This window comes from Paenibacillus sonchi (assembly GCF_016772475.1).
GTDB lineage: Bacteria > Bacillota > Bacilli > Paenibacillales > Paenibacillaceae > Paenibacillus_AQ > Paenibacillus_AQ sonchi.
Genome location: NZ_CP068595.1, coordinates 7,145,896 through 7,167,238, shown reverse-complemented (window position 1 = coordinate 7,167,238; position 21,343 = coordinate 7,145,896). Strand labels below are relative to the sequence as shown.

Here is a 21,343-nt window from a genome sequence, read left to right as displayed (position 1 = left end):
CTGAAAGCGATACTCTGTATCGCTGCTTCGGAAGCATTGGCTCCTTATAAGGACGACGTAGCCGTTTCTACTTGGATTCTTTGCATGACTGCACTTCGTGCAATAGAATTCTTATTGTTCTGCGTTGAACCGCATTCTGCTGTATTTTGTGCAATAGATTTTCGGATATCGCGCCCAAAACAACCTTTCCAGCGGATTCAAATGTACAGAGTGCAATTGATGGAGCTTTTCGACTGATTTACGGGATATTCTGCTGTAGAGAATGCAATAGACATACATGCCGCCCATTGGCGGCACTTCAGACGATGAAATTTCGGAGAAGGGCTATAATACTTTATTTTCTTTGGACATATGAACCACTGACTATTCTGATTTTTCATATTATTTGACTAGAGGTTCATTACCAGCGCCGAATGTAACCTGTCGTAGCGGGTGTTGCAAAGAACTGATAAGGCGGGCCTGTTCCAAAGCAATCAGAGTAGCCTCGGCGGCACCTATACGAGACAAACAGGTCGAGCTGTTTCAAGAGGATATTGAAACCATGAGTCAACGTATACGCATCCCGCGGGAGGATGCGGTTTCCCATATTGTGACTGAGCTTTTAGCCTACATTCAAGTCGAAGACACATCCTGAAGAAGCGGGCAACGCCCTACTGAAGTGGCGCCGCCCGCTTTGTGTGTGGAAATGGTTTAAGATTTGTTCTCTTCCGGTATGTCAAAAAACTGATTTAAATTCATTTCCTTTGTCCCCAGGGTCTTGACTTCTCCGTTAGGCTCAACGAACCCGTATTTGGCTTGTCCGACATGACCCATGAATTCAAAAAAAACTACACGACTCGTGATTTTTGGAAGTTCGCCGTCCTGGTTGGTGATTTTTAGAGGCAAAAAGAACAGGCCGCTGGACGCTTTAACCGAATCAAAGGTGGCCGTCCATTTTTCCTCGCTGTGGTTTCCCACAACTTCGTAATATGAAATGCTGTTGCCTCCAGTCAAGAAAAATTGGTCCGCTTTTCCTTCCGGGAAATAATAACCTTGATTACCTCCTACTTCGCTAGGAGTAATGTCCAAGGCTTTCAACGAGCTAACCACAGGAAATTTCAGCGCTGCGGTTCGGGCTTCGGCCAGATTGGACGATGCAAATTGTTTCTTTAGTTCCTCACTGGATTTGGCGACGAACACGATCCGCTGTTTAGGATTCCACAGGACATACGCCCCCGTCGATTCCGCGATAAAGCGCAAGGGAACCATAACACGGCCTTGTTTTAGGGTAGAGGCCGCTTCCAATTTCACTTCTTTATTCCCGATCTTTGCTGTTTCCTGACCCGCCACTAAGGTGATGGTTTCCCCGTCCCGGGTAAGAGTGACGGTCTTGGACGCGTTATTCCATTGTACCGAGCTGCCGGGTATTTGTTGGGTCACCTGCAAAGGAACCATGGTTGTTCCATTGGTAATATACGGAGCTACATCCGTATCCGCGAAACGATTATTTATCCTAATTTCGATGGCTGAGGAAGCTGCGGAAGCCGTTCCTGTAGGTAGGGCACTTCCTGCGATCAGCAGGGACGCGGTGAGCCATCCGATGACGCTCGTTTTCAAATGCTTTTCCATGTTATAATATCCTCCTTATTCTATTTTTGGTCATTCACTGCACATCCGGTCATTTTTCAATCTGCTTTTCTCAAAATAGATTAAAGATTTGATTTGTGATAAATGGTGTAGGCCTCTAGAATAACGCTATCTTCAATTTGACCAAGTAAGTGTAACTCTTCCTCTGCCGGAGCATATGAACCGTATTTCAGTACATCAAACGAACCTGCGAAAAACTGGTCAACGACTTAATCCCAGCCACTTTTGTTTATTTGGATGATTTCCCTTTGTTCTAACATATTTAATCATCTCATAGAACTTCAGTAGGTATTGCTTAGCTAACCATCAAAGAAATTCCCGATATATTTCCCGGGCGTTCTCATCGAACAGAGCCGTGACGTTCGCATAGTTGTGGAGATCAATCCGGTTCTGCCACAGGATTTTCTGGATAAAGATTGTCTCGGTAAACATCCGGTTCACAATTACCCTGCACAGGGCTAGATCGTCCTGGAAAAACTCCACCAGTTCGACAATCTGGTCAAAGTCAAAATATAAAATGTAGCATACGTAATTGTGCAGCAGCATGCTGATAATGTGTTCGCGGTAAGGTGTGGAGGGCACACCCGTAAGCGTATCCTGCAGGCATCCGAACACTTCAGACCTATTGCGGGCATAAGCGGCAAGAAATTCGTCCGCTTGGTTAATCAGACGCAGGGCTGGTTCCAGGCCGGCTTCGGGTGGAAGCTTCAGCCTGGAGGAACGTCCTTCGACCACTTCCAGCATTTGCAGGGTAAGCCCGCAGCAGGCTTCAATCTCTTGCGGCGAGAGAGTCAGGCAATCGTTATATGCTGTATGATGGTGGGCGTAATGATCGTGGTACGCTGCGAAATAATCCTGAACGCGGATGCCGGTCATCGTATGGATTAAGTCCGGGCCGCGAAAAGAAAAAGCATCCAGCGTCTCCCCGTTGACCGGGTGGGCGTACAGGTAGAACCAGAAGAAAAAGTCCCGCAGTCCGGCTTTCTGCTCATCGGACAGCATAGAGAGATACGCCCACTGAGCCAGTTGGAAGAAGCAGTAGTGCTTCATTCGGTCATTCATCACGTTGTAGGGGTGAATTGGAACGATGGAGGTAGTTGCGTTGATCGTCAGCAGCAGATAGTCCAGCACCTGTTCGCCGTACACGTCCAACTGACCGAAACGGGACGCTAAGACGGGCGCTCTGCCCGTGGTATCCGTATAATGCGGGTCGGCGGGACGAAGGTCGCTTGTCCAGTCGGTAAACGACTCGTTCTCGCGGCCGGCCAGGAACAGCTCCGTGCTTCCGTCTTCGCACAACGCATACTCAAAGCGGCCTGTTTTCAGTAACGGCAGCCCGCGTTCGAATTTGAGGTTAAGGTAATTGTGGTACAGGGCATCAAGTTCCATCTCACATCTCTCCGATTCTGGCAGGATTGGATGACATGGCGATTCATTCGTCCCGGCTTCGCCTTGCTTACGAACTAGGCCGCAGCGCCCGTCATTTATAGTATAAACGATAATCCAGAAACGCCCCGCGGTTCAAGCCAATTTCATTGTCGGGACTGTTCCTGCGCGTTATAATACAATAGTTGACCGGAGAATCGTGGATCTGATGTCCGAATGATGCCGCCGGAATCTGTAAACGATGGGAGGTGACGACAATGAATGTGGGAAGAACTCTCCTGCGGACGATGGAGTTCAGCCAGCAGTTGGATTTGCTGCACAAGCATATTACGTACAGCGAGCTGCCGGTGCAAAAAAGCGATTCCTTCGACAAGCAGTGCATGCTGCTCGAACAATATCTCGGCGAAAATACTTTTCAAACTACTTACAAGAAAATGAACAGGGTTAATATCCTGTCCGGTTTGTTCGCCCTGCCAGTGCTGCTGATTGTGGCCGCTGCATTTATCTATGGACGCTATATCGACCGGGACTACGATGTTTTCGGATTTTTCATGGACCATCCCGTCTTGTATCTGGTACCCGCCGCGCTGATCGTAGTGACCCTGGTGCTGGCCGTGTTTCATTCGGTGCTGCGGCGGAAGCTGTATGGCCGTATCTACCCGGAGCTGACAAGAAAACTACAGATGAATGCCTCCAGTGGAGTATCTCTATCTGGACGATAACCTCATCCGGAGCAGATCCAAGCTTTGATGCTTAGTTCCTAAAAGAGGCCATCTCCAAAAGATGGCCTGATTTGAGGTTAACCAATACATATTTAAGTTTTTTATTTCACCACCGCTGATTTTTATTCCTCATAAGCGATGCCGGCAGCTTTCAAATGCCCGTAGGCCACGAGTCTGCTGAACTGAGACGATACTTCACCCGCAGGAAGAGGTTGTTCGTTTTTAACCCACCAAATGATGATCCCCATGAAAGACGATACAAGGTATTCGAGCAGCAATTCCTTAGATATCGCTAAAGGGGAATTTCCCGCTGCAGGATTCCACCCCTCATTTAGTTTATCTTTAATGATATTCTCCATTTTCGCCCGGAACTGATAGATTCTATTCTCTTCAATTAACATGGCATAGTAAAAAGAAGTGTTGCGTGAAATATGTTCCAGTACAGTTTGCATAACTGTCTCGAGTATAGCAATACTGTAAGGATTCATGCTGATTGGACAAAGAACCACTGCATTTTTTAATTCGCCCAACAACTCATCCATATATGTATTTAATAAGTCAGGTTTGTTTTCGTAGTGGAGATAAAACGTATTTCGATTGATCATAGCCCGATCGGCAATATCCTGAATCGTTATCGCTTCATAGCCTTTTTCCTGAATAAGCGCAATAAACGCCGTTCGAATCGATTGTTTAGTGCGGAGTATCCTTAAATCAGTTTTTTTGCTCATTGTTTTCGCTCTCCTTGCTTAAATTTGAGTCGTTAAGCGACAAAGTGATCTGGACTGTATGTTATCTTTCAAATTCAAAAATATTGAATATTGAGCGTCATATTCATCTCTATTATAATGAGCGCATGATAAATAAACAACAAACCGTTCATTATTTATCTTTACAACAGTTGAGAAAATAAGGAGGATATTCTAATGGCAGTAAACAATCAAAATGAGCTTGTACTTAAGGCAACCGCTGTGCTGGAAAGTTTAGCGAGCGGTGATCCCGGAGCGATTACGAATTACATTCATCCGGATCAATATATTCAGCACAACCAGGCTTTACCCGATGGCCGTGCGGCTATGCTGGGTGCACTTAATCATTTACAGGAAATCGGTACAAAGGTGTTGAAAACCTATGAGTTTATTAAAAAGCAAATTAATTGTTACTTTACCTGTTATCGTTATTGCAGTCATCTTCATTTTTAGTCTGGCTATGATTCCTAGCCTCAATCCGGCTCCCCGGAACTTGCCCATTGCCATTGTGAATGAGGATCAAGGCTTGGCAACTCCAGAAGTAATTCAGTCAGAAACCTGGGCTAATCCGGATGGAGAGCCAGCGGTTAAATGGATCGAAGTGGGCAGTGAAGCAGAAGTAAAAGCGGGACTTGATAACCAAAAATATTATGCTGCATTGGTGATTTCCAAGGGGTTCAGCGAGAAGCAGGCATCGCTTATGACGCCGGACCCTTCTTCACCCCGGGTGCAGATTTACATCAACCAAGGTATGAATGCATCAGCATCTAGTATGGCTGGGCAAATGCTGAATCAGGCGGTTCATGGCATGAATGAGAAGCTGCGTGCCGAGCTATTAGCGGCTATTGGTCAACAGGGCGGTATGCTCTCGACAAAACAAGCCGCTGCATTAGCTTCACCCATCGTTAGCGAAACCATTAATGTGAATGAAACCGGTACGCATAATGGAAACGGGAATTCACCGGTTTTGATGCTACAACCTTTGTGGATGGCGAGTCTAATCGGAAACGTGGTTTTCTTGCTTGTCAAAAATAAACAAAATTACGTGAATCGTAAAGAGCGGGTCCGGGCGAATATAATCCAGATCATTTGGGGAACGGTCATCGCTTTGGCGGCTGGATTTAGCTTCACTTGGTTCGCCGGGAGCTTGGGGGTACACATTTCTCATTTCACGGATACCGCTATATTTCTGGCAATTGCTTATTTAGCATTTTTCCTCATGATAGCTGCTGTTTTCGCTTGGATTGGATTAAAAGGCATGATTATTTTTGTGCTGCTCCTATTCTTCGGCGCGCCTCTCCTTAGTTTCGGTTCAGAGTTTTTATCTCCGTTTTACCGCGATTGGATACTATCGTGGCTGCCGATGCGTTACATGGTAGATGGGCTGCGTGAGTTGCTTTTCTTTGGGCAAAGGCTGCGTATGAATCATCCGACAATTATCCTAATCTGGATCGGCACTGGCGGCCTGTTGGTCTTGCTTGCCTCTGCCTTCAGACGTTCCAGTACACCTTAACGATAAGACTCTCTATTTTATAAAAGCATTATAAATAAGAAGGATACTCGATTAACGAGTATCCTTTTTGTGTACAATCTCTATAGCTTAGCAGTGATCATAAAGCGTTCCGAATTGGTCCGAATCCCCTTCTCCGTTTGATTTTCCTTAATAAATTGTTGGAGTATTTTGAAATCGGCCTCTGTCCGTCCAAAGTCGGGAATAATAGGAGTGTGTTTTAATAAAAAAATCAGGTCTTCAGCGGTTTGGTAATATTCGATAACATTAGATTCAAATGACTGAATGTCGCTAAAGCCGGCCTCGCTTAATTCAGTAATATATTGATGCTGTAATGTGCCTCCCTTTGCTCCATAAGCTTGTCCTCTTCCAAACGCTTCTTTAAATATTGGATTTGTAGAGATTCAGGTTTATAAGGCCCACGTAAAATAGTTATTTTAACACCTAATTTGGTAGTTTCTTTATTCTCTTGGGAGATTTTTACGAAAAGCTATTCTTGTGTGAACATAATGAAAACATTTGCCAGCTAGAATAAACCGGTATGCAAATAATAATGTTTACGAATAAGGAGGCAATGAATTGAGGAAACTTATTAACAAGTCACTTTCAATGGCGCTGGTTTTGATCATGGTATTGGGCTTTGCGACCAATGGAGTGCAGGCTTTGGCAGAGAATACCAACGGGGAAATGCTGCAGAGTCAGGCAAATCAGCCTTTTACATTGCTGGAAGGAAATTCAGTATGGAAGTATGCTGATGATGGAACCGATCAAGGCACAGTGTGGCAGGCAGTCTATGACGATTCCAACTGGAATACGGGACAGGCTCCTTTGGGATACAAGGATAATGGCACTGGAGTCAGTACCACCGTATTTGGTGGTCTGAAGACCAATATAAGCTATGGCAGCAATAAATCGGATAAGTACAGGACTTCGTATTTTCGTACGAATATCAATGTGAACTTGGAGCAATTAAAAGATTTTCAGAAGTTCGAAGGAACGATTGCATTTGATGACGGTATCGTCTTGTATTTGAACGGTACTGAAATCTACCGTGAAGGCATGCCTGCGGGAGCGATTGATTACTTAACCCAGAGCACTTACGCCAATGGAGATCCCAATGTCTCCAAGGTTAATCTGACTGACCTTGTGAAGGCGAATCTCAAGGATGGCAACAACGAATTTGCAGCCGAGGTTCATCAAGCAAATGCAACCAGTTCGGATCTGTATTGGGATATGAGCCTGACAGCCTATCCGGCGGCTGATCCTGTGCAGCCTGGCAAAGGCAAGCCGGAATCCATCGCACTGACCTTTAACGGGAATCCGCAGACCAGCATGGGGTTTGCCTGGTATACCCCGGAGACGGTGACAGGCACGAAGCTGGAAGTGGTGGAAGCCTCCAAAGTGACTGACAGCGGGTTTCCTGCGGATGGACTGCTGACCTTTGAAGGAACTTCGGTTGTTGCCAGCGTCTATCAGTCCAAAGCGGACAAGTCTGCCGGGGACGCTTCAGCCATATCCAGCCATAAAGTAATTGCGGACAATCTTCGCCCGGGCACAAAATATGCTTACCGGGCCGGTGATGGGCAAGACGGCAACTGGAGTGGGATTGGAACCTTCACAACAGAAGCTGCGGACAACTCTTCCTATCAGTTTATTTACACTACAGATTCCCAGGGTACCACCGAACCGGATTTTGACATCTGGAACCACACCCTGCAAGAGGGGGTCAGCAAGTTCCCTGAGGCGGAGTTTATTCTGAATTCAGGAGATTTGGTAGATAACGGGGATTTGGAAGAGCAGTGGGGCTGGTTCTTCGGGAAGCCGAAGGATATTCTGGAGAACATACCGCTGGTTCCTCTGGTTGGCAATCATGAGAGCAAAAACTACAGTAATTATACCGGACATTTCAATCTGCCCAATGTTTCCAATACCGGTGCTAAACCGGATGGTTCGGTATATTCATTCAATTATGGCCCGGCGCACTTCATGGTTCTGAACACAGAGTATTACGGAACAAGCTCCAATGCCTTGAATAATGAAATCTATTATAAGCAAGTGGAGTGGCTGCGCAGTGAGGTGGCAAAGTCAGATAAGAAATGGAAAATTGTGCTGCTGCATAAATCCCCATATTCAGTAGCCAATCACACCAATGATAAGGATGTTCTATTCTATCGTTCTGAATTGACGAAAGTCTTCGATGAGCTTGGCATCGATATGGTTATTGGCGGACATGATCATACGTACGCCAGAAGCTATCAGATGCTGAACAATGTACCTTTAACAGACGTTGTTCCGGATTCAGCAGGTAAGGTTACAGACCCTGATGGGACGCTCTATCTGATTACCAATGCCGCAGGCAACAAGAAATATAACGTTGCTTCGGGACCTTTCCCTTTTGCAGCTAAATACGGGCAGCCCGGCAAGGAAATGTTCACAGGGTTCACCGTTACAGAGAACGAATTAAGCTATAAGGCTTATACTACAACAACCGGAGGAACTACAGACCTCTACGACGAATACAGCATTCATAAATCGGATGCAGCCGTTCCCGGCGTCCGGAATGCGCAGATGGTTGCAGGCGCAGACGGCAAGATCACATTGACCTGGGAGGCCCCTGATACGGAGCTGCCGGTATCGGGTTACCGTGTCTATGAGCAGAATGATCTCCTTGGAGCCAACTGGAATACGTTAGTGTCTACTGAATCCGGGAAAACCGCCTACAGCTATACGGTAGACAACTCAGATCCTGCACAGAATTACCAATTTGTTATTAAAGCGGTAAGCGGCCGAAATCATTCAGAAGCGGTTATTGCCGGCCAGCCAGCCGTGAGTAAAGTGACCGTTACCTTCCATGGGGATCCCCTCAGTTCAAAGGGCTTCACTTGGTATACACCACTGATCTCGAAGAAAAGCGACTTGCAAGTGGTAGAGTTAACCCAGGATACACCTGATTTTACCAACGCAAAATCATTCAGCGGTCGTTCTGCCGTTTCTACCAATGCCAAGGAAGAGATGGTGCACAAGGCGGAAGCTACGGGGCTGAAGGCCGACACCTCCTATTATTTCCGCGTGGGCGACAAGTCGCTGGGAATCTGGAGCGCGGCTGGCACCTTCCGAACAGCACCTGAATCGGGGGCATTTACATTCGTTGACCTTGCGGATACACAGGCGAAGTCTGAGGATGAAGCGATTTTGTCGTCACAGACCCTTGCCAAAGCTCTGGCAACGGTGCCGGACGCACATTTTGTAGTTCATAACGGAGATATTGTAGATACTGGAACCAAAGAAACGCAATGGGACTGGCTGCTGGGTCATTCTCAGAACAGTCTGCTCCATACCACAATAGCCCCTTCTGCGGGCAATCATGAGGATGAAGCCAATGCGTTCTATGAGCATTTTAATATTCAGGAGGCACCAGGATCGGCGACCGAAACCGGAGCCTATTATTCTTATGATTACAGCAATGCCCATTTCGTAGTACTGAACAGCAACGAAGATTCCGATTTGTATGCCAATTTCAGTGCAGACCAGGTAGAATGGCTCAAAGCAGATGTGCAGTCGGCCCAAAAAGCCGGTGCCCGCTGGATTATTGTCAACATTCATAAAGGTCCTTATACAACCTCCAATCACGCTACCGACAAAGATATTATCGGCGCCAACGGGGTAAGAACGAAAATTGCGCCGCTTATGGCGGAGCTTGGCATCGATTTTGTATTGCAGGGACATGATCATATCTATGCACGTACCAAACCAATCAAAGCAGATGGAACCGCTGCAGCCACGCAGAAAATCACCGAGACCTTGAATGGTTCAACCGTGGAATACACGGTGAATCCGGATGGCTCGATCTATCTGATTCCAGCCACAGCCGGGGCAAAGGTGTATTACAAGAACCAGAAACCAGAGCTGGGAAAAGCCTATTACGATCTCTTTGAAGCTGCTGACGAAAACCATGCTGCACCGTACGGGCCGGACCCGAGCGACAGCTCGCGTCCGAAGCGTGGACAGATCCAGAACTTCGTGGGCATTACGGTCAATGGTGACAAGCTGACTGCAGTGTCCTATGAAATAGACCAGAACAAGAACGATGCAAAACCTTACATTATTGAGCAGTTCGGCATCATCAAGAAGAAGAGCGACGGGGGAGGGACACCGACACCGGAGGTACCAACTCCGGCACCGGCTACACCGACGCCTGCTCCTGCTGCGCCAACACCAACGCCGACGGCAACACCGGTACCTGGCGGTTCAACTGGATGGACACCGGTTTCCACACCGGCGCCGACACCTACACCTACACCGACACCGTCTGCTTCTCCAACACCGGCACCGACAGCTGCTGTCCCATCGTCTTCACCAGCCGGCAGCGTAGACCGTCCGTCGACGAATCCAGTACTAACGGATATAGGCACTCATTGGGCGGCTTCGGCTATTCAAAAAGCGCTTGAAGCCGGCTTTGTCAACGGGTATGCCGACAATACCTTCCGTCCGAACCGGGAGGTGAACCGGGCTGAATTCATCACGATGCTTGCCCGTGCGCTGAAGCTTCCGGATAATAGCAGCACTGGAGCTTTTAAAGATATGGATAAAATCCCGGTGTGGGCCAGACCCTATGCGGCACAAGCCGTCTCAGCTGGAATTGTCAGCGGATATGCTGACGGAACCTTCCGGCCGGAGCAGAAGCTGACCCGTTCAGAATTGACTGTGATGATTGTAAGGGCTCTGGGAATAAAGGTAGATACGCAAGCCAAGCTAACCTTTACTGATGCCGGCGATGTCCCTAAATGGGCAGCCCCTTATATAGCAGCCGCCGTAGATAAATCTCTGGTAAATGGCACCGGCCAGAACAAGTTTGCCCCCCACCGGGTTGCCACGCGGGCGGAAGCGGTGACCTTAATCGTAAATCTGCTGGAGAATCCGATAGAATAAACTTTCCGTTGTTCACAGATATCAACCGCTACTAGCGGTTTACCCCAGTATCCTGCATAAAATAACAGGGCTATCCCCGCAGCCATTTTATGGCTTAGGGGGTAGCTCTTTTTTGTACTGAACTATTGCTCCTATTCTTCGGGCGCCACTCCTTAGTTTCGGTCCTGAGTTCCCGTTTACCAGAACAGAAGAAGGAGGTTGCGTGTAACTCTTTTAATTGTAGACAGCAGAACTTAGGAGCAGGATAGAGCTGTATATAATCACAGGGAGAAAGGAAGTAGGACATGGAGAAAAATAACGAGTGTATGTATTGTATGGAGGATGAAAGACGGGACAACCTTATGATTGAGGTGGCTCAGCTGGAGGATTCAACCGTGTTTCTGTTCAAAGAGCAATCGTATAAAGGCAGATGTAATGTCGTGTATAAAGATCACGTAAAAGAGTTATTTCAGCTTACCTCAGCGGAATTATCCGCATTCATGAATGATGTCCAAAAAGTGGCCGCTGCTATGAACAAGGCTTTTGGGCCTGATAAACTGAATTATGGAGCTTACGGAGACAAACTGCATCACCTTCACATGCACATCGTCCCTAAATATGCCGATCAAAAGGACTGGGGCTCCACCTTCGAAATGAACCCGGGTCTGACGTATTTAAGTGATGAAGAATATGCTGAAATGATCGCGGAGATTAAAAAACATTTATAATCTCATTACGTCGGTATCGACGCTGTATCTGAAGTTGACGGATTCGAACAGGCATGACCTAAGTGGTTTCATGCACAGCCGCGGGCACTATTCGGTTTTGTGTGGAGGCGGTTAGGTCTTTTTTGGTGCCAAAAATAATGTTTAGTCGGGAAAGCTGCTCAGCTTGTCGGCAAGCTCTTCTTTTCTAATTAAGACCTCGACCATGAGGCCTGCCCCCAAGCGAAATCCATAGGTAAAAGAGGAGGCCAGCTCCATTCCATGGGTTTGACTATATAACTCCAACAATACCTCAAGCTCATTGAACTCCTCTTCGGAATGCCGCTTCCTCCATGCCTCCAAGGTTTCGGATGTTTTGCGGCTTATATGGCGGTACTGCGGATCATTGGGTACAGCCTTTTCATCAGGACGCAGATTGCCGTGATATAGCTGGTCTAACAGGCTCGCCATTTCTGTTCATCCTTTCTGTAAAGAAGGTTTGTTGGAAAAAACCGGGAAAATCCAAGGGGGTGTTTTCTTAAATTAATTATCCGGCAATCTCCATCATGAAATCCACGGAGTATACTCTACAGAATGGGATATTTTTTCGGTTTAATGAATAATCAGATAATCTATAGCACCTATAAAAAGGTGTTTTTTTGTTTCTAAAACAGGAAAAATATCACAAAAGGTAGAAATTAGATATAGTAATATTTTCATATATTCTACATAAGGTAGTTGAAGAAATGTCGGATTTTAATTTTAAACAAATTCCTTTTGCGGTTGAGTTTGCTGAAAATCCAGAGCCTAGATGTCCTTGTATTCTACTACTAGACACGTCTTATTCAATGCAAGGTGAAGGAATAAAAGAGCTGAAGACTCAAGATATTCAAAGAAGAATTATTATCCGACTCTATGGCGACGAAAAGAGTAGAACTGGCTATAGTGATAATTGGACCAGTTGAAGTTCATACCGATTTTATGACGGTAGATAATTTTTACCCTGAAGATTCTTTTAAAGAGATTAAAGGATTAAATATTCTCTCCAGATGAAATCATGAATAATACAGATGAATATAGCTTTAAAGGCACCTTTTTATATTTAACACCCATGTGGTTAGATAATTATGGATATACATTTATGAGGTCAGGTTGTTCTGCTCTTCAATCAATTGTTAATTACCTTGAAGGAAGGCCAATATTAAAGACTATTTTACATGCAAGGAGCGAAAGATTTGGTAGGAGTAACCTTGATCATCCAATAGATAAATTAATAAGTCTGGGAGCAATTTAGTACAGATTCCAAGAGAACTAGGGTTAATGATTTATTAGGGTATCCATTATTTATCTCTGAAGATATTTAAGAGATCCTGAAAGGGAAGTATGACTCCTTAAAGGTATGATTGGATACTGTCAAGTATAAAACTGTAGATCTACGACTGCTTTTTGTCTCATTCAATAATAATAGTAGAACGGAGAATGTAAACTGAATATATGGGGAAATATCGCTGTTATATTGTCTTCTATAGCTGTAATGGTACTATTATGGTTTGTTATGAATTTTATTTTTAGCAAATGGTTTATACCGTTTTTTGAGTCAGTTGGAAAATTTTTTGCCAGTAAGATTACTGAGAGAATCATTCTGATCTTAGAGGTTTTAGTATTAGTAATTCCCTTTGCATATATAATTGGAAACTTTTATCTGTACTTCACTACAAATTTAGGAAAGGGGTACTTCTCTCTTTACTGGGTTATACTCACTTTGCTTTTTTTAGTTTGGGTGTTTGCTACTACAGCGCTAATTGTTGAGTATAAGACAATACATTCTGGATACAAGTTTCCATTTATAAATTGGTTTGGGAAAAGAGTTGAGAGAATCTTCTATCGACTAAAAAGAATTTATATATTCAATAGAATTGGGCTTTTGTTTTCTCAATTCCCTGATCTTTTGAAATCGATTATGATACTGTACATTTCTTTAGTATTCTTGACAATACTCCCATGGTCAGATGAGTATTATTTCTTGGGATTCCTTTTTGTTCCTTTATATGCAAATTACTGGGTTTATTATAATAGAGTATTTACTGTTAACGAGAATTTAGAAGAAGTTTTTATCAGAAGAGTTTGTTTATATGTTTCAATGATGGTAGTGGCTACATATGAATTGTTTACTAAATATGAAAGTTTTCTCTATGAGATTAAATCGAATTTTAATTTCTGGATTCTCTTGATGACTGGATCCGGGGTCTTATACATAGCACTCGATAGAATATTGAAAGAGATAACCGCTGATTATATAAAGTTTAAAAAAGAACACAGGAAAACCAGTAATACAAAAGGTGAACAAACTACAGTAAGAAAGATCAGATATGTTCAAAGAAATAGCCGAAAGTATTTAAGTACCCCACGGATGTTGTCAAAAAGGAGGAAACAGCGGAGAAAAAACTCAGAGAGTAAAAAGCATTAGAGCAAAAAATCTATACGGGGGATAGTGGTGGTTGTGCTTCTAGGAATATACTTTGGGACAAATGCTATAGAGTCGTCAGATTTAGAAGTAATAGCTAATTCAAAATATGAAAGTTTCTATCAGCACTCGCCGAGAGGACTCCCGCTTCTGCAAGCGGTGAGGTGAATCGGCGACCTCCTGAACTTGCCCGCAAGATGTTCTTTCCTTCCATCTCTATTAGCGGTATAATAAAAATGGAACATACATTCGTATTCCGTGATTGGAAGGAGGTGAAGTCATGTCGGATTCAACGATGATGTACAGGACCCATCAAGTATGGATCAAACCGGGCCATCGGTTGTTTACGTACCTAAATGAAGCGTGTCAGAACGCCAGAAATCTGTACAATACGACCAACTTTTACATCCGGCAAGTGTTTACTTCTTTTGGACGAAATGAGCCCCTTCAGCCATTGCAACAACAAGTGATGAACACACTGGAAACAAGGCTCGAAGCAATGAATGAAAGACGGAGCTTTCAAAATCGTTCCCGCCTGTTCGAGCTGCCTTCACAGGAGAATCCCTTTGTGTCCTACCCCTTTCTGGACGCGTTGTTCAAAGTGATGGATCAACCCGATTATCGCGCACTTCCTACGCAGAGCAGTCAAAGCATCATGAAGGTGGTGTTTCAAAACTGGAACGGCTTCTTCGCGAGCATGAAGGATTATCGTAAACATCCGGAGAAGTACACCGGCAAACCGAATATACCGGGTTACGCTCGCAGTCCGGTGAAAGAAGTGGTGTTCTCCAATCAGGATTGCGTGATCAAAGAACGGAAGTTTCTTAAGCTTCCCAAGACCAGGCTACAGCTTAACATCGGCAAGCTGGGCCGTGCCCACGGACAACTGAAACAGGTACGTGTAGTGCCCAGCCATGGACACTATGTCGTCGAATTGATCTTCGCTTGTCCAATGGAAGAGAAGGAAGCCGCGCAAGAAAACGTGCTAGACGTCAAACCTTCTGATTTACTTGTGGACGTGAATCGTTCTGATTACCTTATGGCCATTGATTTGGGTGTAGACAATCTTGCAACCATCGTCACGACAACGGGTTCGAAGCCGATGATCGTGAAGGGCAAGATCGTCAAAGCGATCAACCAGTATTACAACAAGATGAAAGCGCACTATACCGGAATTCTTCGTCAAGGCAAGGAACCGAGAGAAGGGTTACACACCTCCAAACGGATGGAACGTCTGCATCGGAAACGCTACCTCCGGATCAAAGACTTGTTTCACAAAGCCAGTCATCGCCTGGTTAGGTTGGCCGTGGAAAAACGCATCGGCACGATCGTCATCGGGCATAACGATAGATGGAAGCAATCATCGGCGATCGGACGGCGAAACAATCAGTCGTTCTGCCACATCCCACACCAGATGCTGATCCGCATGATCCAGTATAAGGCGGCTGAACAGGGAATAGCGGTCATACTGACGGAAGAAGCATACACGTCGAAAGCCAGCTTTCTGGATCACGATCCCTTGCCGCGTTATGGCGAAGAGGGGACATGGACGTTTTCCGGCAAGCGAATTCATCGCGGGCTTTATCGAAGTAATAAAGGGTTCATCCATGCCGATGTAAACGGCGCTCCCAACATTATGCGCAAAGTATTCCCAAACGTAGTTGCCAAGAGTACGGATGGGATAGAGGAGTTGGACGGTAACCAGTCCGTCAACGTGTCAACTCCCCTGGTGTTAAGTATCCTGAAATAATTCAGGTTGAGACATCAGAAACCCCCACTTCAGCCGAAGCGGTAGCATCGGTAAGTGGCGGGAGTATTCATTATGGGTCTGGAAAAAACCTTGGATGATATTGAACGCAAAGGCATCGAATTAGGTAAAGAGAAAATAGCTGGCCGCATGATTGCAGAGGGTATGGATGATCAATTGATTGCCAAGATCACAGGCTTCTCCTTGAAAAAAGTTGAACAATTGCGTAAGCAGATACAGTAACATGTGCCGCTTCTTGTGAAGCGGTTTTTTTGTGCGCCACATGCAGCAATGGTTAACGCTAGCTCCGGTTTCGGGGGGAGCTGCCCCCTGCTGCTATTGCTGTTCCGTATCAAACACTGGGGAGTGATTCCAATTGGTTTGGTTCTGTTGCACTTGATACAGCAGAATGCCGCCATCACCCCTCCCAAAATGCGTTCTGTTGTAGTTTGTACAACAGATTTTCGCTCAGATGCAGCAAATTGACGAATTTGAACTTTTTGAGTGTATAAAGTGCAATAGAAGTGAAATTTCCCGGTGATGGGCCTAATTCTATTGCAGAAAGTGCAGCAGATGGACAGGACGGGTTGAAGCTCTTATGAATTTGACCATTGTGCTTTTGATTAGAGCGGAACATTATTAACGACCTGAATCATGGCAGGCAGTTTCCGGCTTGTTCCGCCCATAAATGAATAGCTGGAATCCGGAACGTTCATCTGAGTGGCATTGGCACCGTCCAGAATAATTCCCTCAATTCCATTGGTGGTGTCTATGCCTAATTTGATTGCGGTCCGGAACTGGTCCAATGAGCATTTCGTTTCGGAAATGACAAGATAAATATTCAGCGAGGTTCCATACAGAAGAGCAGAACGATTATAGGGAGTATTTGGAGATTGATCACTGATATATTCACCTTTGGTAGGGGAGTTGATCAGGTTGTTCCAAGAAGTGTCGTTCTTAAGGAACAGATTGACTCCGCCTTGTGCCCAGTAATTATCCGGATCACCGATCGTTACTTCGTCCGCAGCTTCTATGGTTTGCAGCCGGTATGTTCTCCAGGGGTCATCCCATACTAAAGTACCCCGGGCTTTGGTACCGGCCGAGGTTACATTATAATAGCCGTTGTAAGTGTGCCCGCTAGTTACGGTGCTTGAATTTTGAATACAAATGGAATAGACATCTTGTGAATTGTCGTCGAAATATCCTGCGTTTATTCCCAGTAATCCCGACACCGGTACGGTGCCTGAAATATGAGTGAGCTTAATATTTTTGGGCGATGTTTTAATATATCTTAAGCGGATATAACCTTTCCCAGTAACGTATACATCAGCAGTTCCAAAAAAATAATAGGACATTTTCCCACACCCCATGAAAGTTAGATTGATGAATATAGTTTCTATCTCATAGATTGGATAGTGGGATAAGAAGCCGCTTTAAGTTGTATCCCTCAAATTAAAGCAGCTTCACTATCACATTTAGCATATTTTGCTAGGATCGGTTTTGAACCAACCAATAGTGGAAATCGTGAACAACAATAAAATCTAGATGTTCTGCGCAGGATCTTGCAGAGCCTTGATCCCCAGCGCCAGAGCACCGCACAAGCCCGCATGGTCACCGAGGCCAGGCGGAACAATGTAAGTATCCATGGCCTCCAGGATTTCCGGTGCTGCCACATAGCCGTTCAGAGCCTGGCGGACTTCCTTACGAATCAGCGGAAAGAGCTGCTCCTGGTGCATTACGCCTCCGCCCAGGATCACACGCTTCGGAGACAACAGAAGGACCACGCCCGCGATGGCTTGGCCCAAATAATAGGCCTCCATTTCCCAGGCCGGATGATCCGCCGGCAGCGCAGAACCTTTGACGCCCCAGCGCTTCTCGATGGCCGGTCCTGCCGCCAAACCTTCCAGGCAGTCGCCATGGTAGGGACACAAGCCTTCGAAGACATCCTCTGCATGCCGCCGGGTCAGTACATGTCCGCCTTCAGGATGCACCAGCCCGTGGATCAGCCTGCCCTCTGCATACACACCCACTCCGACGCCTGTCCCGATTGTATAATAGACGCAGCTGTCTAATCCTTGAGCCGCTCCCCACTTCACCTCGCCAAAAGCAGCAGCATTCACATCCGTATCGAATCCGATCGGCACAGGGAAATGCCGTTTCATATACCCGACGAAGCCGAAGCCTCCCCAGCCCCGCTTGGGCGTGGTGGTCACATGCCCGTACAAGGGGCTGGAAGATCCATATTCAATGGCCCGAACGACCCGATCCCGATAGCCTCCACCCCAGTATCCTTAAAATAAGCAACCGCCTGCTGCATGGTCTTCCCCGGTGTCTCCGTCGGAAAGCTGATCCGGTCCAGAATTTTGCCGTCCTCATTGCCCACTCCGCAGATGAATTTTGTACCGCCTGCTTCAATCGCCCCAATGATCATATGATGTTCTCCTCCTGCCGGGAAAGGATGGCCTTCCCCTTTTCAGTTATTGGTAAACGTTTTACAAAATTATATTTTACTCTGAATGATATATATCTTTAATCCCACTATACAAATAAATGTAACCGTTGACAAGAATAAAAATTATGTTACTATATGTTTGTAAAACGTTTGACTAATGGAGATGATGCAAATGAGAAAGGTATTCTACAGACCTGCAAATGGCTGGGTCGGTGACGTAATTCCGTTGTATGACCAAGGGGAGTACAAGCTGTACTATCTTCACGATGAGAGAGTGGGGGGACTATGGCAACCATACCTCATGGAATTTGCTGGCCACCAGAAACGGGTTTGACTTTGAGGATTACGGAGAGGTTCTGCCGAACGGTGATGAAACCGCTTTAGACCGGAACGCATATACCGGCTCTGTGATCAGGGACAAGGAAGGCATGTACCACCTTTTCTACACGGGACATAACCCGGGCGCTGCATTTTGCAAGGAGGGTAAGCCTTTGCAGGTTGTGCTGCGGGCGACGGGCACCGACGGGATTCATTGGACTAAGGACCACAGCTTCAAGCTTTACGGGGATGAAGTGATCTACGAGCAGTATGATTGGCGTGATCCCTTTGTGTTCTTCAACGAAGAGAAGCAGGAGTACTGGATGCTGGTCACGGCCAGGGAAATGAATTCTTCCGAGAAAAGAGGCGGGTGCATCGCCCTTCTGACTTCGGATGACCTGCTGAACTGGAAATACCGTGAACCCTTCTACAGCCCGGACAAGTACATCACGATGGAATGTCCCGATTATTTCAAGATGGGGGAATGGCACTACCTGGTCTACTCCACCTTCAGTGAGAAGTTCGTCACCCATTATAAAAAGAGCAAAACAATCGATGGCCTGTACACCTCACCGGTGCTGGACACTTTTGACGGCAGGGGATTTTATGCGGCCAAAACAGCCTCGGACGGCGGGAAGCGGTATGCTTTTGGCTGGGTTCCATCGAAGAAGGGCTCGAATGATTACGGGGATTGGGAATGGGCAGGCACTCTCGTTGTCCATGAGCTGCACCAGAACGAACAGGGAGAGCTGCTGGTGAGAATGCCGTCTTCCATCTATGGACATTTTAATAGGGAAGAACAAATTCTGCCGCAAGCGGAAAAAAATTGCCTTCAGCAGGAAAATGGCCTGCAGCTCTCTTCCCGGACGGGCTGGCTTATAGTGTGCTTAACCCGTTGCCTGCCCAGGTGATGCTTGAAGCATCCTTTGCGGATTGGCAGCAGGTGAAGGACTTTGGGATCGCGGTTCGCACAGACAAGTCGCTGGACAATGGTTATTTCATCAAATTTGATCCTTTTCATAACCGGATAACCTTTGATATGTGGCCGAGAAGAGAGCCGGGATTTTTTCAATGGCAAATTGCCGGGGACAAGCCGCAAATGATTGAGCTGGAGCGTCCGTTTGATTTTGGAAGCCGCAGCCGGATTCATTTCCAGCTGATACTGGAAGAAGATATTTTATGCCTCTATGTCAATAATGAAGTTGCGATGACTACACGGATCTATAACTTCAAAGACGGCCATTTTGGATTTTTTGCCAATGAGGGTGCTGTAAGCGTTCAGGACATTACCCTAAAAACGGCTGCAGAGCTTTGATCACAGGATGGTTTCACAGCATTTATAAGATAAATATGTTGGAGGGGTAAAAATGACAAAGAAAATGTCAAAAGCGTTCACTGGGCTTGCAGTTTTCTCCTTGGCCGGGGCCGCTCTGGCGGGCTGCGGCAGCTCCGCAGGCAACAATAGCCCGGACCAGGCCGGTGCTTCGAATGCGCCTAAGGAGCAAACTGTCACCTGGCTCTCGGCCAGACCGGAGAACGGGGCCATTGTCCAGACGGTTAAGGAGCTTGCGGACCGGTTCGCCGCCGATCATCCCGGCTTCAAGCTGGACCTTCAGGTAACAGCGGACAGACCTTCTTACCTGACCAAGCTCAGAACGCTGGTCGCTTCAGGACAGATGCCGGATTTCATTGACAGCGATGCCGACCCTTTTGCCCAGGAGCTCGTCAATGGGGGGTTGCTGGTGGACATGGAGAAATTCCTGAAGGACGAGGGAATGTATGATAAGTTTTATGAACCTGCGCTGAAATACCAGGCGCTGCCGGATGGAAGCCTGTATCTCCTGCCGATGGAATACCACATGGAAATGACCTGGTATAACAAAAAAATATTTGCCGACAACAACCTTACGGTGCCCAAAACCCTTGATGATCTGCTTGCAGTCAGCAAAACGCTCAAAGACAAGGGGATTACACCTATCGCTGTAGACGGCGTTGATGTATGGCCGGTATTGCGTTATGCGGCAATGTACCCGTTCCGGACCACAGGCAATCAGTTCATCCGGGATTTGAGCCAGGGCAAAGCCAACATGTCCGATGCGGCAGGCATGCAGGCGGCTAACTTCGCTTCGCAAATCGGGAAATACTTTCAGGATGGCTTCGCTACAACCGATTATACGACAGCCAAAAATCTGTTCCTGAACGGACAGGCTGCCATGTACAACATGGGCACTTGGGAAATACCGTCCTTCGTGGAAGAAAGCCTGCCGGAAGGACTCAAGGGCAATGTGGATTATTTCTACCTGCCGACAACAAGCAATGCGGTCACACCGGATAATGAATTTTTCGGCAACAGCGGGATCGGACTTGGAGCTTCGGCGAAAACGTTCGATGGACTGCCTAAGGAATTCCTCAGCTATGTGCTGAAAAATTACAGCGACGTCTATGTGGCCAAACAACAAATGTCTCCGCTGAAATTCACCATTGATGACGAGTCCAAATTCTCCCCGCTGTTCCTGCGGATCAAAAAGGATATGGACAACTATGGCTCCGAGTTCGCCAAGCCTTGGGATACGCTGCTTGATCCGAATACCAACTCGGTGATGAGCGATCTGATTACTAAATTGACAATGGGCTTTATTACTCCAGAGGATTTTGCCAAACAGATTGATGAGGCCATTGCCAAAAACACAGCCGGCAAATAAAATCCGGGCCTGACAAACCTCCGCCCGGCCCTTAAGGACCGGGCGGAGACCTTCAACG

The 21,343-nt window shown here is 46.4% G+C and carries 17 protein-coding genes and 2 pseudogenes; 12 read left to right on the top strand and 7 right to left on the bottom strand.

Translation table 11 applies throughout. The features are described 5' to 3' along the window. Positions 1-690: 690 nt before the first annotated feature. Entirely contained in the window at positions 691-1,608 is a 918-nt protein-coding gene (locus tag JI735_RS32280; protein ID WP_202676814.1) for a copper amine oxidase N-terminal domain-containing protein, read from the bottom strand. 324 nt (positions 1,609-1,932) lie between these two features. Next, positions 1,933-3,015 carry a hypothetical protein gene (locus JI735_RS32275; RefSeq protein WP_039833268.1) on the bottom strand — a complete coding sequence of 361 codons (1,083 nt, stop codon included), beginning with the start codon at positions 3,013-3,015 and terminating at the stop codon, positions 1,933-1,935. 254 nt (positions 3,016-3,269) lie between these two features. On the opposite strand from JI735_RS32275, the gene JI735_RS32270 reads away from it, so the two are divergent. Beyond that, positions 3,270-3,734, top strand: a complete 465-nt coding sequence (locus JI735_RS32270) for a DUF6097 family protein (protein ID WP_051051524.1) — start codon at positions 3,270-3,272, stop codon at positions 3,732-3,734. A gap of 122 nt (positions 3,735-3,856) precedes the next feature. On the opposite strand, the gene JI735_RS32265 is transcribed toward JI735_RS32270, so the two are convergent. Beyond that, complete coding sequence (locus tag JI735_RS32265) at positions 3,857-4,462, bottom strand: TetR/AcrR family transcriptional regulator (RefSeq protein ID WP_039833269.1); 606 nt, start codon at positions 4,460-4,462, stop codon at positions 3,857-3,859. Between the two features lie 195 nt (positions 4,463-4,657). Here JI735_RS32265 and JI735_RS32260 point away from each other — a divergent pair, with 195 nt between their 5' ends. After that, on the top strand, positions 4,658-4,933 hold the full coding sequence (locus tag JI735_RS32260) for a hypothetical protein (RefSeq protein ID WP_039833271.1): 276 nt from the start codon (positions 4,658-4,660) through the stop codon (positions 4,931-4,933). Continuing rightward, on the top strand, positions 4,863-5,993 hold the full coding sequence (locus tag JI735_RS32255; RefSeq protein WP_039833272.1) for a YhgE/Pip domain-containing protein: 1,131 nt from the start codon (positions 4,863-4,865) through the stop codon (positions 5,991-5,993). The genes JI735_RS32260 and JI735_RS32255 overlap by 71 nt, the downstream gene beginning before the upstream one ends. Before the next feature lie 80 nt (positions 5,994-6,073). Here the strand turns inward: JI735_RS32255 and JI735_RS36615 are convergent. Next, a pseudogene (locus JI735_RS36615) lies at positions 6,074-6,373 on the bottom strand (SAM-dependent methyltransferase); the annotation flags it as partial. Positions 6,374-6,569: 196 nt separating this feature from the next. On the opposite strand from JI735_RS36615, the gene JI735_RS32250 reads away from it, so the two are divergent. Continuing rightward, positions 6,570-10,919, top strand: a complete 4,350-nt coding sequence (locus tag JI735_RS32250) for an S-layer homology domain-containing protein (RefSeq protein ID WP_202676813.1) — start codon at positions 6,570-6,572, stop codon at positions 10,917-10,919. Positions 10,920-11,203: 284 nt separating this feature from the next. Then, a complete protein-coding gene (locus tag JI735_RS32245; protein ID WP_039833277.1) occupies positions 11,204-11,626 on the top strand; it encodes an HIT family protein in 423 nt (140 codons plus the stop codon). 141 nt (positions 11,627-11,767) lie between these two features. Here JI735_RS32245 and JI735_RS32240 read toward each other — a convergent pair whose 3' ends face one another. Further along, entirely contained in the window at positions 11,768-12,073 is a 306-nt protein-coding gene (locus JI735_RS32240; RefSeq protein WP_039833278.1) for a DUF6809 family protein, read from the bottom strand. Positions 12,074-12,517: 444 nt separating this feature from the next. Here JI735_RS32240 and JI735_RS32235 point away from each other — a divergent pair, with 444 nt between their 5' ends. The 4 genes from JI735_RS32235 to JI735_RS32225 all read left to right on the top strand — a co-directional run bounded on the left by JI735_RS32235 (position 12,518) and on the right by JI735_RS32225 (position 16,056). Further along, positions 12,518-12,655: a hypothetical protein gene (locus tag JI735_RS32235; RefSeq protein WP_202676812.1), complete on the top strand. Its 138-nt coding sequence runs from the start codon at positions 12,518-12,520 to the stop codon at positions 12,653-12,655. Between the two features lie 4 nt (positions 12,656-12,659). After that, positions 12,660-12,896, top strand: a complete 237-nt coding sequence (locus JI735_RS36610) for a hypothetical protein (protein WP_233476157.1) — start codon at positions 12,660-12,662, stop codon at positions 12,894-12,896. A 1,450-nt stretch (positions 12,897-14,346) separates the two neighbouring features. Then, positions 14,347-15,816: an RNA-guided endonuclease InsQ/TnpB family protein gene (locus JI735_RS32230; RefSeq protein ID WP_039833280.1), complete on the top strand. Its 1,470-nt coding sequence runs from the start codon at positions 14,347-14,349 to the stop codon at positions 15,814-15,816. A 72-nt stretch (positions 15,817-15,888) separates the two neighbouring features. Next, entirely contained in the window at positions 15,889-16,056 is a 168-nt protein-coding gene (locus JI735_RS32225) for an Rpn/YhgA-type helix-turn-helix domain-containing protein (RefSeq protein ID WP_157771268.1), read from the top strand. A gap of 380 nt (positions 16,057-16,436) precedes the next feature. On the opposite strand, the gene JI735_RS32220 is transcribed toward JI735_RS32225, so the two are convergent. Both JI735_RS32220 and JI735_RS32215 read right to left on the bottom strand, forming a co-directional pair. After that, positions 16,437-17,045, bottom strand: a complete 609-nt coding sequence (locus tag JI735_RS32220; protein WP_233476156.1) for a hypothetical protein — start codon at positions 17,043-17,045, stop codon at positions 16,437-16,439. A gap of 309 nt (positions 17,046-17,354) precedes the next feature. Beyond that, positions 17,355-18,244, bottom strand: a pseudogene (locus JI735_RS32215) (ROK family protein). A 287-nt stretch (positions 18,245-18,531) separates the two neighbouring features. On the opposite strand from JI735_RS32215, the gene JI735_RS32210 reads away from it, so the two are divergent. From JI735_RS32210 to JI735_RS32205, 3 genes are read left to right on the top strand one after another with little or no spacing between them, the layout of a single operon-like run. After that, entirely contained in the window at positions 18,532-19,494 is a 963-nt protein-coding gene (locus JI735_RS32210) for a glycoside hydrolase family protein (RefSeq protein WP_233476155.1), read from the top strand. Next, on the top strand, positions 19,467-19,898 hold the full coding sequence (locus tag JI735_RS36605; RefSeq protein WP_233476154.1) for a GH32 C-terminal domain-containing protein: 432 nt from the start codon (positions 19,467-19,469) through the stop codon (positions 19,896-19,898). The genes JI735_RS32210 and JI735_RS36605 overlap by 28 nt, the downstream gene beginning before the upstream one ends. Positions 19,899-19,950: 52 nt before the next feature. After that, a complete protein-coding gene (locus tag JI735_RS32205; RefSeq protein WP_039833282.1) occupies positions 19,951-21,285 on the top strand; it encodes an ABC transporter substrate-binding protein in 1,335 nt (444 codons plus the stop codon). The last annotated feature ends 58 nt before the right edge of the window (positions 21,286-21,343 follow it).